The sequence below is a fragment of the Segetibacter aerophilus genome, assembly GCF_007991655.1.
Classification (GTDB): domain Bacteria; phylum Bacteroidota; class Bacteroidia; order Chitinophagales; family Chitinophagaceae; genus Segetibacter; species Segetibacter aerophilus.
Genome location: NZ_BJYT01000034.1, coordinates 12,827 through 26,903 on the forward strand (window position 1 = coordinate 12,827; position 14,077 = coordinate 26,903).

Here is a 14,077-nt window from a genome sequence, read left to right on the forward strand (position 1 = left end):
TACCTTTAGCACCATGAATAGTAACATCACACGGTTGTTTGTATATGGAACTTTGAGACGAGGGTTTCACAATCCGGCTTACAAGTATATTAGCAAGCACTTTGTAGAGGTTGGAGAAGCACAGGTAAAAGGGAAGTTATACGACTTAGGTGAGTACCCGGGTGCTGTAGCAACTGACGAAGAGTCTTTCGTTAAAGGAGAATTGTATGAATTGAAAGAAGCAGGCGAGTTTGAATGGGTTATTGAACAATTAGACGACTATGAAGGCTTGAACCCTGAGGAAGGTGAGGCGCCTTTATATAAACGGCAATCCGTAGAGGTTCGTTTTAACGACCAAAGATTTCAAGCCTGGATTTATTGGTACAATGGAAATATCTCTGAAAATGCTTTAATCCCTTCAGGCGATTATTTTGATTCTATTACAACCAAAAGCACTTAGTAAGGATGGAAGTACCCGCAGGAAAAAAAATTTACTTCTTATCCGACTTTCATCTTGGCGCGCCTGATCATGCAACTAGCCTACAGCGAGAAAAAAAAATTGTTGCTTTTCTCGAATCCGTCCGACCTGATGCTGCGTCCATTTTTATTGTTGGCGATATGTTTGATTTTTGGTTCGAATACGAACAGGTAACGCCCAAAGGATACGTTCGCTTACTTGGTAAACTTGCAGAAATAACTGACAGTGGTATTCCCGTTCACTTTTTTGTTGGCAATCACGATATGTGGATGCAGGGTTACTTTGAAAAAGAGTTAAACATCCCTGTCTACTGTGAGTCCAAAACCTTTGAATGGAATAATGTACGCTTCTTTATTGGTCATGGAGATGGCCTTGGCCCAGGTGATCACGGCTACAAAATGATGAAGAAAGTGTTTAGGAACAAGGTAAGTCAATTTCTGTTTGGCATGTTACACCCAAGTTGGGGTATTGGATTGGCGAACTTTTTTAGCCGTAAAAGCAGAAAGAAAACTGGCAGTTCGGATGAGGTATTTCTAGGCGAGGAAAAAGAATGGCTGGTAATTTTTTCGAGAGAGGTGTTAGCCAAAGAACATTATGACTACTTCATTTTTGGCCACCGCCATCTCCCTTTAGATATTAAGCTTTCTGAAAAGAGCCGGTATATCAACCTCGGCGATTGGATAAAATATTTCACTTATGCAGAATTTGACGGTAAAAGAACGGAACTAAAAACATGGACCAATTAGGTTGAGAAAAATCTTTACGATACTTACCTGCTTGTTTATTACCACGCTCTCTATGGGGCAGGACCGGGATGTTTTAAACGTGTCCCTAATACAAACGCTGAAGGAAAATGTGAAAGATTTTACTACCGACAACCTCGGAAACATTTACCTTCTAACTGGTACAAACCAAGTGAAAAAAGTGAATGAAAAAGGTGATTCAATTGCGGTGTATAACGACGTAAGAAGATATGGCAAGGTCTATTCGCTCGACGCAACCAACCCCTTGAAAATTTTAGTTTACTACAAAGATTTTTCTACAGTTGTTATTTTAGACAGGCTATTGAATGTTCGTGCGACTGTCAACCTCCGACAACAAAACATTTTACAGGCTACAGCAATTGCTACTAGTTACGATAGTAACATTTGGGTTTTTGATGAATTAGAAAACAAGCTAAAAAAGATTGATGAGTCGGGAAAAGTGTTGATGACTTCAACAGACTTCAGGCAAATATTTGACTCTGTTCCCACGCCAAATACGATGTATGATCGTGACGGGCAGTTGTACCTGTACGATCCATTAAAAGGGCTGCTTGTTTTTGATTACTACGGAGGCAAGAAAAACAACTTTCAACTGCTTCATTTTATCGACTTACAAGTCATCGACAAAAACACTATAACTGCCAGGGATAGTAATTACATCTTCTTATATAAACCTGCCAGTCTTCAGTTGTCCTCCTTTAAAGCGTTTAAAGATCAGGCGACGTATAAAAAAATAAACTTCAACGGTAGTTTGTTGTATTGCCTTACCAAAGATGGCGAACTGCAGATTTTTAAAGTCTTGAAATAGTAGAGAGTTTGAGCGAAGTAACCGTGGCGCTTACGGTTGCAGATTGGCCTTAAGGTCTAATAAAAATCCTCTAAACTTTTGTAGAGTATTTGTCAATTGTAATTGAATGTCTGCCTTTTTCTTGTTGGTCTTGATGTATTCTTTAGCTCCTTCAATTGTATATTTTCTTTGTCTAAGCAACTGATAAATGAGTTGTAAATTTTTTACATCTTCCGGTCTGAACAGGCGATCGCCCTTCCGGTTCTTTCGCGGTTTTAGTACATCAAATTCATTTTCCCAGAAACGCAGTAATGAGGTGTTTACCCGAAACCATTTGGCCACTTCACTTATGGGGTAATACTGTTTCTGAAATAAAATTTCGTCTTCAGGAATTTCAATCAAGTCTACTTCGGCATCAATTTCTTTGAAGGATTTTCTTCCTCGTTTTTGAAGCGCCTTTTTAATTTTTTCCTTTTTCTCTTTGATAAGCGGTGCAGGAAAAGGACTGGTATTTTTTATTTTGACAGTAATTTTTCCATCATCGAAAATGACTGAACCAGTTCGTTGAAGTTCGGGTACTGGCGGCTTTTTTTGTTTTGGTAATTCGTCCCTTCTTTTTAACTCTACCACGGGCTCGGCAACAATAGAAATCTCAGATGAAAGCTTGGGCTCATCTTCCAAAATCAGAACTTCGGGTATTTGAGAAACCGCTTCTAAAACATCTAAAGTGCTTGTTTCTTCTGCAATGTCTTCTAACTCCTTTCGCTCCTCAAAAGTGTTGGTTATCGTTTCAATTTCCGGTTCCTGAAAATCTTCTTCAATTACCTCCAAAGTAGTAGTGGCAGCATCTTGGGTTATTGCTGTAGGAGGAGCATCAAACAAAGAAAAAAGAGGTGTCGAATTAGGCTCTGAAGAGGGAACGCTAACCTCACCTGCTTCCTCCTCCCCTACTTGCTCCTTTGTTTTGGAGAGCATCGCTTTTTCTCGTGGGAGACGTTCACTGCGAAGGGCGTTTTTAGAATAGAGGGGTGATGGGCCGTTTGAAGCATTGGAACCCTTTTCTCCTTTTGGTGCAACAACCGCTTTTTCCGCAGGTTTGTCTTCCTGTGGCGATTTTTCTATCGGAGAACCAAACAAGTCAAGCTGCCGCATATTGTAAAAATAGTAAATGAAGCCGCAACAATAAACGGAGTTTTTCCACAGATTAGAAACAAAAACCTGATTTAATAATTTACTAACAACAGCAAAATTGTTGCAAAATAATATGCTGTAAAAGGGAGTGACACAACGATGTTGCCACAAAGTTTTAAAGCTCGTTACCTAATATTCATATTTTGAATTTTCTGCCATAAATCAATCAAAGCTTTGGTTAATGGTTGTGGCTAACTTAACGAGACGGTCGAATTGCTCAGGAGTTAGATCGTTGTAGAAGAAATAAATTGGGTTTACCTGGTCTCCGTTTTTGTGCACTTCATAATGACAATGAGGACCGGTACTCTTACCCGTGCTACCTACCCAGCCAATAACTTCGCCCCGTTTTACAGGTTTGCCCGAACGCGCTTTTATTTTAGCCATGTGGGCGTACAACGTCTCGTAACCATAGCCATGGTTTACGATTACATGGTTTCCATAACCACCTTCTTCGCGACCGGCACTCTTTACGCGGCCGTCGGCCGTGGCATAAATAGGGGTTCCAATGGGAGCGGCAAAATCGAGACCTGCATGAAACTTGGAAACTTTATAAACGGGGTCAATCCGCGAACCAAAGCCTGAAGCTATGCGCGTCAGTTCTTTATTACTCACAGGTTGAATTGCAGGGATCGAAGCCAGCAATTTCTCTTTATCATGCAGCATTACATCTATTTCCTGGTAGCTTTTATCCTGGTAAAATGCCCGCGCGTTTAAATTATTGAGTTGGTTAACGATGCTTCTGATAAGATCATTATCATTCATCTTTTGTATTACAGCTATCTCCTGCGACTTTTCAATTTGCTTTGCCCTGGCGCTATCAGGGATTGGGTTCGCTTCAAAGATTGCGCGGTAAACCTGGTTGTCTCTTTTTTCGAGTTCTGCTATTTTTTGCTGCAATTCCTGCACGCGTTTGTTTAAAAGGCTATAGTTATCCTGGTAGTCTTCTAATTGATGACGCAGTATTCGCTCGTTGGGAGACCCGATGTATTTAAAACCAACCCAAACAATTATAGCAGCAGAAACGAGGGAAGTTGCAATAAAGCCGAACACACGTAGCAGTTTGACCCGCAAGGGAACGGTAAGCTTTTCATAACGGAGGGTGTGCGTGTTGTAGAAATATTTAACTTTCTTCAAAAGACTGATTTTCCGTTTTAAAAAATACTATAGCAAACGAAGTTCAGCTAATAATTGCTTTAAAACAATTTGCCCCAGAAAGTATTGAAACCTCTACGCAAGGAAAGGCCTTTCATTTCCTACCTTTACGCCCCTCTATTTAAGGGGTTACAAATATAAATTTTGATTCTAAATAATTTTAGTCGGTTATGATGACGAGTGCAGAAATAAGGAAGCAGTTTTTAAATTTTTTTGCTCAAAAGGAACATCTCATTGTTGCCTCTGCGCCCATCGTTGTAAAAAACGATCCTACCCTGCTTTTTACCAATGCAGGTATGAACCAATTTAAGGACTATTTTCTCGGGAATAAAAAACCTGAAAGCAAGCGTGTTGCTGATACACAAAAGTGTTTGCGGGTAAGCGGTAAGCACAATGATTTGGAAGAAGTAGGCGTGGACACCTACCATCATACTATGTTTGAGATGTTGGGTAACTGGAGCTTCGGCGACTATTTTAAAGCAGAGGCAATTGCATGGAGTTGGGAGTTGCTGACCCAAGTTTACAAGCTCGAAAAGGACAGGTTATATGTTACCATATTTGAAGGAAGTGAAAAAGAAAACCTTCCAAAAGACGAGGAAGCTTTTAACGAATGGAGGAAGGTTATTGACGAAGACAGAATTATTTTAGGTAATAAAAAAGATAATTTTTGGGAGATGGGCGATACAGGTCCGTGTGGGCCTTGCACAGAAATACATGTTGATTGCAGAAGTGATGAAGAAAGAAAAGCGGTGCCGGGGAAGGGCTTGGTCAACAATGATCATCCACAGGTCATCGAAATCTGGAATAATGTATTTATTCAATTCAACCGGTTAAAGAACGGCGACCTTGAAGCTCTCCCTTCCCGGCATGTTGACACGGGCATGGGACTTGAGCGTCTGGTTCGCGTACTGCAGCAAAAGAGTAGTAACTACGATACTGATCTTTTTACAGGAACTATTGCTGAAGTAGAAAAACTAACCGGCAAGAAGTACACAAACACGGATGAGAAAAAAGATGTAGCATTTAGAGTAATAGCCGATCATATTCGGGCAATTGCTTTTTCGATTGCCGACGGCCAGCTTCCGTCTAATACTGGTGCCGGTTATGTTATCCGAAGAATTCTTCGGAGGGCCGTGCGGTATTATTATTCTTACCTCGACTATAAACAACCGCTGCTATTTGAATTAATGCCCGTGTTAGGTCTACAATTTCAAACCGTTTTTCCCGAGCTGTACTCCCAACTTGACTTTGTGACAAAGGTGGTTAAAGAAGAGGAAGAAGGATTTTTAAGAACCCTGGAAAAAGGGCTTAAAAAGATGGATGAGTTAATGAGTCAAACATCTAACAGGGTCATCGACGGAAAAGCAGCATTTGAATTATTCGATACTTATGGCTTCCCAATTGACCTAACACGTTTGATCGGATCTGAGAATAACTTACAAGTTGACGAAGAGGGATTTGAAAAGGAATTGCAACAGCAAAAGACCCGCAGCCGGGCAGCAACGGCAATAGATACTGAAGACTGGGTTGTCTTAGACGACACTTCCTCAACTGCTTTTGTTGGCTATGATAGCCTGGAAGCAAAAAGCAAAGTTGCGCGGTATCGCAAAGTAAAAGCAAAAGGCAAGGAAGCTTTTCAGCTCGTCTTAAATACTACTCCTTTTTATGCAGAAAGTGGCGGGCAGGTAGGTGATAAGGGATTGTTGATTTTTGGCCCAGAGACAATTGAGGTTATCGACACAAAAAAAGAAAACAACCTCACAATTCATTTCACAGAAAAGCTTCCGGGAGAAATTGACACAGAAGTTATTGCCCGTGTTGATAAGACCCTTCGTACTAATACTGAAGCAAACCACAGTGCAACCCATCTCTTGCATGCTGCCCTTAGAAAAGTTTTAGGAACACACGTAGCGCAAAAAGGTAGCCTTGTGAATAACGAACATTTGCGGTTTGACTTTTCCCATTTCTCGAAAGTTACAGACGCGGAGGTTGCAGAAATCGAAGCAATTGTAAATCAAAAAATAAGAGAAAATGTGCCTGTTGTAATCAAACAAATGAGCAAAGAAGAAGCTGTACGGCTGGGAGCGATGGCGCTATTTGGAGAAAAATATGGTAATGTAGTAAGAGTGGTAATAATTGATCCAAACTATTCAATTGAACTTTGTGGGGGAACACATGTAGGTAGCACAGGCGAACTAGGCTTTTTTAAAATTACACACGAAGCTGCAGTGGCGGCAGGTGTGCGACGGATAGAAGCAGTCAGCGGAAATGCTGCGGAACAGATAATAAATGAGCATTTTTCTTCTTTGCACGAAATCAAAGAATTACTTAAAAATCCGAAAGATGTAAAGAAGGCAGTTGAAAACTTACAGGCTGAAAACGCTGAACTAAAGAAAAAAATAGAAAGCCTGGAAGCAAAGCAACTTGCAGCCCTGAAACCAGGTTTATTGTTACAGATGGAGCAGGTAAATGGTATCAACTTTCTGGGTCAGACAGTTGAGGTTAGTAATACCGAAGGTTTAAAAAAATTATGTCTTGACCTTAAACAGGATTTACAGAACTACGTAGTAGTATTGGCCGCAAAAGCTGACGGAAAAGCCCACGTGGTAATTATGTTAGATGAAACTGTTGCAGCGACCAAAAACCTAGAAGCGCCAAAAATTATCAAGGAACATATAGCACCTTTAATTAAAGGCGGGGGGGGCGGACAAAAGACACTTGCAACTGCAGGTGGGCAAGACGTAAGCAACCTAATAAAAGTTATTGAGCGCGTAAAGGCATTGTTATAATAACGCTGCGTTTGTCTTACCAACCCTGCAATTGCAGGGTTTTTTGTTTATAGCCTGCATCCAATTACCATTCATCCAAACTGCTTATTTGGCCTTTTTATTTTATCACTGGTTTTAAGCTTTTTTGAATTTCTATCGAAAAAACAATCAAAGGCGCGCCAGGCTTGCTTCTTGGGCAACTTTTTTTGATTGCGCCATTACCGTTCATCAATTCATACTACCGCGAAGTCTTCTCTCATCCCATTTGCCTTCGTTAGCCTCTTCCCAACTTATACTTTTGACTAGTCAATCAAAAACAACTGACATAAATAATCAAAAAATAAAAAACAACATTATGAAAAAGTTATTCTTAGCCGCCTTACTTACGATTACAGTTGCCGCAAGCTCCTTTGCGAGAGATAACAAAAAAATTAGTAACCTGGTAATTAGAAGTTTCAGAGTTGAATACGCCCAGGCTTCTAATGTGAACTGGACTTCGACTAACAATTACTATAAAGCATCTTTCTATGTCGGCGATCAAAAAATGGAAGCTTTCTACAATGCTACCGGTGAAAAAGTGGCAACCAGCAGAGCAATAACAATAGATGAGCTGCCTGTAAAAGCAAAAAGAGCTTTCGCAAGAGATTTTAGCGATTATACTGTAAAAGAAGCTGTTGAAATGGACGGAACAGAAGATGCAGGATACTTCATATCTGCAGAAAACGAAAAAGAAACTGTCATACTGAAAGTAAACAGTACAGGGGGACTTTCAACTTTCAAAACAACAAAAAAATAAAAATAAACTCCTATGATTTTAAAAAAACCTGCGCTCCGCGTAGGTTTTTTTTATTTGATCCTATCGCATCAGAATACAGAAAAAAGATTTTCTTCTTTTCCTAAATTAACAATTCCGAAAACTTTCGTATTTAAAAATCTTTCTTACATTTGATGTACTAACACTTTCGTAAACCAATAAAAAATAAAACATTATGAAGAATTGGATAAAATATGTTGTACCGGCGGTGGCAACAGCATTTATCGGTAGCGCTGCTTTTCCCCAGGATCAAAAGGAAAAATCTTCGAAAGACAATGATGAGAAATCACAGGAGATTGTGATTCGCAAAAAAGGTGGTAAAACAGATAAAATGACAATAGTTGTCGATGGCGACAATGTTACTATTAATGGAAAGCCTGTTGATGAATTCAAGAACAATGATGTGACGATTTTTAAGAGAGATCCGTCGATGGCACTGGCTCCCAGGGTAAGAACTTTCACTAGTCCGAGGGGCTTGATAAATGCCGAAGGCCCCGATCGCTTTTTTGGTCCCGGTGCTTCTTCGAATAAAGCCATGTTAGGAGTAGTTACTTCAAGATCTGATGATGGAGTAAAAGTCACTGATGTAACAAAAGAAAGTGGTGCAGACAAAGCCGGATTAAAGAAAGACGATGTCATTACTAAAGTAGGTGACAAAAAAGTGGAAGAGCCTGCTGATCTCATTAAAGCTATTGCCGGCCTCAGCCCTAATGACAAGGTTGACATTACCTACAAACGCAATGGCAAAGAAAATAAGACCACAGCAGTCTTAGGTGAAAACAAGTCGCGCTCCTTTGCATACAACTTCAACAGAGACTTTAATTTTAGTATGCCTGAAGGGGTTATTCCTCCAATGGAAAACTTCAATTTCAACTTTAATAGAAAACCGAAAATTGGGTTACAAATTCAGGATGTAGAAGAAGGCAAAGGTGTTACAGTAAAGGATGTTGACGAAGACTCTCCGGCAGCAAAAGCTGGTCTTAAAGATGGTGATGTAATTACCGGGGTGAATGGTAAAGATGTTGCTGGTGTAGATGAATTGCGTACCGCCATCAAAGATTTAAAAGAAGGCGAAACTGTAAGGTTTTCCTACAAGAGAGGCGGAAAATCCCAAACTGCGGAAGTTAAAATGCCAAAGAGATTAAAGACAGCTGATCTGTAAATAAAAATATTTTTAGTAAGGCCGCTACCAACAGTAGCGGCTTTTTTATTTATGGGATGGCTGCAAAGATTTGTAACAAGGCTTAAACAAGGCTTTATCGTAATTCTAATACCTTTACAGCATAACACGAGGTTTTATTCTATACTATGGATGTAAATGGAAAATACGAAGCTGTAATAGGACTTGAAGTTCATGCACAGCTACAAACTCAAAGTAAATTATTTAGTGGGGATAGCGCTTCATTTGGTGCAGAGCCCAATACGCACATCAGTCCGATTACTTTGGCGCATCCTGGTACTTTGCCAAAGACAAATAAGAAAGCTGTTGAATACGCAATTATGATGGGCCTTGCCTGCAATTGCGAAATTGAACGCTACAATTACTTTGCACGTAAAAACTACTTTTATCCTGATTTGCCTAAAGGCTACCAGGTGTCTCAGCATACAACCCCAATATGTAAAGGGGGATACGTCTCTATCAAAACAAAAGATGCAGAAAGAAACGTTCAATTGAACCGCATTCACCTGGAGGAAGATGCGGGCAAGAGCATTCACGATGCGGATGATAATTACACTTGTATTGATCTTAACAGGGCCGGAGTTCCGCTAATTGAAATCGTTACAGAACCTGATATGCATTCTGCTGAAGAGGCATTTCAGTACGTGACAGAGATAAGAAAATTGGTTAGATGGATTGGAGTTTGCGATGGCAATATGGAGGAAGGGAGTTTGCGTTGTGATGCCAATGTTTCGATAAGATTAAAAGGAGAAACTACACTTGGAACTAAAGTCGAAGTAAAAAACCTTAACTCAATACGAAACGTCAAAAAAGCGATCGAATACGAAATTGACCGGATGATAGGGATGGTTGAAAAAGGTGAAACCATTATTCAACAAACAAGAAGCTTTGACGCTGATAATGATACCACCTTTGCCATTCGCGACAAAGAGGAAGCAAATGACTACCGCTATTTTCCCGAGCCCGATTTAACTCCGTTTCTTTTAACCGAAGAATTTATAGCTGGTATACAAGCAAGGCTGCCTGCATTGCCACAAGTACTGTTTGCGAAATATAAATTGTTGGGTTTAAGTGAATATGACGCTCACCAAATGTGTGATGACAAAGCAACGGCTGCATATTTTGAGCAAGCAATTGCATACTCGAAAAACTACAAAGCAATTGTAAATTGGATGACGGGTCCGTTAAGGCAAGTCGTTAATGAACAAAATATTTCTTTTAACGAACTTTCTATTACGCCAAAAACCTTGGCTGATTTAGTGACTATTGTTGAAGAAGGGAAAGTGAATTTCTCTGTAGCTTCTTTAAAGGTTTTACCGGTATTATTGTCAAATCCAGTAAAAGGACCTTTACAGGTTGCCGAAGAACTCAACCTTATACAGGTTAGCGGAAGTGCAGATATAGAAAACTGGGTGAACGAAGTATTGGCCAAAATGCCTGATAAAGTCGTCGAATACAAGAAAGGTAAAAAAGGATTGATAGGACTGTTTGTAGGTGAAATAAAAAAAGTTAGTAAGGGCAAAGCTGATCCTAAAAAGGCAACACAACTGTTGGAAGAAAAATTAAGATAACAAATAAAAGTAGCATTGAAAGATTGCTATACAGAACATGAAAAAGATAATATACCTGGTACTGTTGATAGCTACCATTACTTCTTGCGAGCAAAAAAAGCACGGGGCTTTTGTGGTAACGGGAGTCATAGAAAACGCACCTGGCAAGAAAGTAACACTTATGGAAACGCCGTATGCAAACGCACAACCGGTGGTTCTTGACTCTGCAATACTTAAGGATAAAGGCTCATTTACACTGAGAGGCAGAGCAAACGAAGAAGGTATTTACAGGCTGGTTATAGACAACGGACCAGACGTAATTGTGATTAACGACAACAATAATATTAAGGTTCATCTTGACGTGAACGATTATAGAAGTTATACGGTAGAAGGTTCACCTGCATCAGAAAGCTTACATAATTTGTTTGAAGATTACAGGTCAAAAGACTCGGCAATTTTTGCCACCTTTAAAGTGATTGACAGCATTAAAGCGACCCCCGGTCAGGATAGTTTATCAGAAATACTGCAAACCAAGAACGACCAGCAGGTGGCTGGACTTAATAACCTGCTGAAGAAATTTATCGACGGCTCTCCCAGTCCTGCAGCTTCGTTATACGCTCTTGGAATCGCCAGCCAGACAATACCAAATGAAGAAATTATTGCGATGGTAAATGCAACTGCGCAAAAATTTCCGGAGCATACAGGTTTAGCTAAAATCAAAAGTTTACTAGCTGTTAAAACACCAACACCTTCTACAAGCGACAATACTAATACGAGCTACGCTTTATTAAATAAACAGGCGCCCGATTTAACCATGAAGGATGTAAATGGTAAGGCTGTAAGCATCAGTAGCTTTAAAGGAAAATACGTGTTAATTGATTTTTGGGCAAGTTGGTGTGGACCGTGCCGTGCGGAAAATCCAAACGTAGTTGCTGCCTATAACCAATTCAAAAATAAAAATTTCACTATCCTTGGAGTGTCGCTTGACCAGGACAAGGCTGCATGGCAGAAAGCGATCGCTAAAGACCAGCTAACATGGACACACATGAGCGACCTCAAGCAATGGGAAAGCGCTGCTGTCGCCGCTTATGGTTTTGATGGAATTCCATTCAACGTACTGGTGGATCCAACCGGAAAGATTATCGCCAGCTCTCTCCGGGGGGAAGAATTAGTAAGGAAGTTAGGAGAGGTGTTAAAGTAGAAGATTTCACGTCAGCGAAAATAGCTGAGCAATTCATTGCTAAAGTGTGTTATAAAACTCGATCACTTTAATTAAATCCTTTTCATTTTTAAAGGAAAGTTTTTCTTTTGAAAGATAATCTTTCACCATCTCTTGCTTGTCAGATAAGGCTTCCAAAACTTGCTTCTTATCCAATTCGAAATGTTTCACACTTGTCGGATTGGATAGGTAGTACTTAACAACGCTTGCAAATCTTTTTACAATTCCGACGTTTATTTCATTTAATTCTCTTACAACCTTTGTATGCAGTTTATATAACTCATGTTTGCCTCCCACTAATTTTTCGACGAACTGTTTAGACGTCAATCCGCTAGCTACAATACCTTTTGTAAAATTCCTGTAGCTATTACTATCAGTGACAACAGGCATTAAAGTAAACGTCTTAATGTCATCCGAAATCTCTAAAGCCTCTCCATCTTTATTTAGAAAAAGGCTGTTAGTGAAAAGATTAAATTTCAGCTTGGTATTGAAGCGTAAACCTGTTGATGTAATCACACTTCCAGCTAACCATTCATCCTCAAGAAAAGGAGTTCCTTTAAAATCCGCATATGCTGAAGCAGAAAAATACTTGCCTGTAGCGGGATCTTTAATTGATAAATCCTGGCTATATGCAAGTGTGCAGGTCAACAACAACATGTAAACCAGAAAGTAAAATTTCTTAACCATTTTATTCTATTATTAAGGAAAAATAAACAATGTTCGAGGTATAAAAAAAGAGTCGCTTATTGGCGACTCTCTTTTTATAAGTTAGAGACAGATTAATAACCACTATTCTGCTGTGTTCTAATATTAGGATTTGCATCAAGTTCTGCTTGAGGAATAGGCAATATTCTTCTGTAATTAGAATAAGGAATAGCTCTCGCAGCAGCCGGGTAATTCGAACTTCTTACAACATCCCGCTTTAAGCGTTGCAAGTCTAAATACCTTTGTCCTTCAAAAGCAAGCTCTTTCCTTCTTTCTGTTATGATGTCTTCAAATAGCTGCGCTCCAACCGAAGCGATAGGTAAAGCATTTCTTCTGCTTGTTATTGCATTTACATAGGTAAGGGCATCTACAGGATTAGTAGTAACAGATGCTTCTGCAGCTATAAGATAAATTTCACTTAAGCGAAGAATTTTAGTATCGCTAAGCTCAGATCCAAAAGTTCCTGGAAATTTACCATTCATTGCCACACCTGCAAGACCTCCCCGGGTTATTGTAGTATAAAGCGTTTTTCTTGAGTCAGTGGCTGAATAAAGTGAATACAATTCATCAGAAGCTAGCAAATCACCATAACCTGATTGGTTGTAAATATTCGGTAAAGCATCAAAACCATTATTAGCGTTAGCATCAGAAGAAGCCTCCAATAATGTTTCTAGCTTGTCAGTTCTTGGAGTTAAGGTATTCCAATAAGTGGCTTGGTTTGTTGCCGTTACAAGAGTAAAGCCGCTGTTATTAATTACATCTAAAGCCGCAGTTCTTGCGTTAGCATAATCACCCATTGTTAGGTACACCTTTGCTTGCAATCCTTTAGCAGCATATTTGCTGAATTGGGTTGAGTTTGTAAACTGGGTGATATTAGTGTAAGCTGCATTAAGATCGCTAATAATTTGAGTATACACTTCACTTACTTTAGCCCTTGGAGGTGTAGCGTTAGCATCAAAAGTGAGCACAATAGGTACTCCTAAAGCGTCAGGACTTTCAGTATAAGGTTTAGCAAAATATTGAATCAAATAAAAATAGCTCAAGGCCCTAAGTGCATAAGCTTCTCCCTTGTACTGGTTTGTATTAGTAGTAGAAGGAAGAGAAGAGTTAATAATATTATTAGCTCTTAAAATAGTAGCATAAGCAGAGCGCCAGAAACCTAGCACATTCGCGTCTGCAACTGTAAAGTTGTTGAGATTGAAGTTGGTGTACCTGTTTGAATTAGTTAGAGATTGATATGCATTATCAGACATTACATCACCCAGTACAGGTACAGTCCGTCCAAAATAATCCACCGCTCTTAAGCTTGCGTAAGCACCTCTGAGTGCTGTAAGAAGATCAGGTTCAGATATTAGGGCCTGTTCGGGGGTTACGGACGTCTCGGGCAATAATTCTATAAAATCTTTTTTACATGCCCCAAGTAGCATCACACCTAATAAAAAAGTAGGTAGTAGCGCACGTTTATATTTTAGTATCATTCTAATATTTTT

General features: G+C 39.6%; 12 protein-coding genes. 8 read left to right on the plus strand and 4 right to left on the minus strand.

Translation table 11 applies throughout. The features are described from left to right. The first annotated feature begins 13 nt into the window (after positions 1–13). The 3 genes from SAE01_RS22475 to SAE01_RS22485 are packed head-to-tail and all read left to right on the plus strand — an operon-like array spanning position 14 to position 2,029. Positions 14–439: a gamma-glutamylcyclotransferase family protein gene (locus tag SAE01_RS22475; protein WP_147206083.1), complete on the plus strand. Its 426-nt coding sequence runs from the start codon at positions 14–16 to the stop codon at positions 437–439. Positions 440–444: 5 nt separating this feature from the next. Further along, the gene (locus tag SAE01_RS22480; protein WP_147206084.1) at positions 445–1,203 is read left to right on the plus strand and encodes a UDP-2,3-diacylglucosamine diphosphatase; all 759 of its coding nucleotides are present in this window, start codon (positions 445–447) and stop codon (positions 1,201–1,203) included. 1 nt (position 1,204) lies between these two features. Continuing rightward, positions 1,205–2,029: a hypothetical protein gene (locus tag SAE01_RS22485; protein ID WP_147206085.1), complete on the plus strand. Its 825-nt coding sequence runs from the start codon at positions 1,205–1,207 to the stop codon at positions 2,027–2,029. 30 nt (positions 2,030–2,059) lie between these two features. On the opposite strand, the gene SAE01_RS22490 is transcribed toward SAE01_RS22485, so the two are convergent. Together SAE01_RS22490 and SAE01_RS22495 are read right to left on the minus strand one after the other, a co-directional pair. Then, positions 2,060–3,160 carry a MerR family transcriptional regulator gene (locus SAE01_RS22490; RefSeq protein WP_246113310.1) on the minus strand — a complete coding sequence of 367 codons (1,101 nt, stop codon included), beginning with the start codon at positions 3,158–3,160 and terminating at the stop codon, positions 2,060–2,062. A gap of 201 nt (positions 3,161–3,361) precedes the next feature. Beyond that, positions 3,362–4,333 carry a M23 family metallopeptidase gene (locus SAE01_RS22495; RefSeq protein WP_147206086.1) on the minus strand — a complete coding sequence of 324 codons (972 nt, stop codon included), beginning with the start codon at positions 4,331–4,333 and terminating at the stop codon, positions 3,362–3,364. 188 nt (positions 4,334–4,521) lie between these two features. Here SAE01_RS22495 and alaS point away from each other — a divergent pair, with 188 nt between their 5' ends. From alaS to SAE01_RS22520, 5 genes are all read left to right on the plus strand, one after another. Next, positions 4,522–7,140, plus strand: a complete 2,619-nt coding sequence (gene alaS, locus SAE01_RS22500) for an alanine--tRNA ligase (RefSeq protein ID WP_218029228.1) — start codon at positions 4,522–4,524, stop codon at positions 7,138–7,140. Between the two features lie 334 nt (positions 7,141–7,474). Then, entirely contained in the window at positions 7,475–7,915 is a 441-nt protein-coding gene (locus SAE01_RS22505; protein WP_147206087.1) for a hypothetical protein, read from the plus strand. A 193-nt stretch (positions 7,916–8,108) separates the two neighbouring features. After that, positions 8,109–9,095 (plus strand): PDZ domain-containing protein, encoded by a 987-nt coding sequence (locus SAE01_RS22510; RefSeq protein ID WP_147206088.1) that lies wholly within the window; start codon positions 8,109–8,111, stop codon positions 9,093–9,095. A 146-nt stretch (positions 9,096–9,241) separates the two neighbouring features. Then, on the plus strand, positions 9,242–10,684 hold the full coding sequence (gene gatB / locus SAE01_RS22515) for an Asp-tRNA(Asn)/Glu-tRNA(Gln) amidotransferase subunit GatB (protein WP_147206089.1): 1,443 nt from the start codon (positions 9,242–9,244) through the stop codon (positions 10,682–10,684). 37 nt (positions 10,685–10,721) lie between these two features. Further along, positions 10,722–11,864 (plus strand): TlpA disulfide reductase family protein, encoded by a 1,143-nt coding sequence (locus SAE01_RS22520; protein ID WP_147206090.1) that lies wholly within the window; start codon positions 10,722–10,724, stop codon positions 11,862–11,864. Between the two features lie 39 nt (positions 11,865–11,903). Here the strand turns inward: SAE01_RS22520 and SAE01_RS22525 are convergent, their stop codons facing one another. After that, positions 11,904–12,569: a hypothetical protein gene (locus tag SAE01_RS22525; protein WP_147206091.1), complete on the minus strand. Its 666-nt coding sequence runs from the start codon at positions 12,567–12,569 to the stop codon at positions 11,904–11,906. A 92-nt stretch (positions 12,570–12,661) separates the two neighbouring features. Beyond that, the gene (locus SAE01_RS22530) at positions 12,662–14,065 is read right to left on the minus strand and encodes a RagB/SusD family nutrient uptake outer membrane protein (RefSeq protein WP_147206092.1); all 1,404 of its coding nucleotides are present in this window, start codon (positions 14,063–14,065) and stop codon (positions 12,662–12,664) included. Between the last annotated feature and the right edge of the window lie 12 nt (positions 14,066–14,077).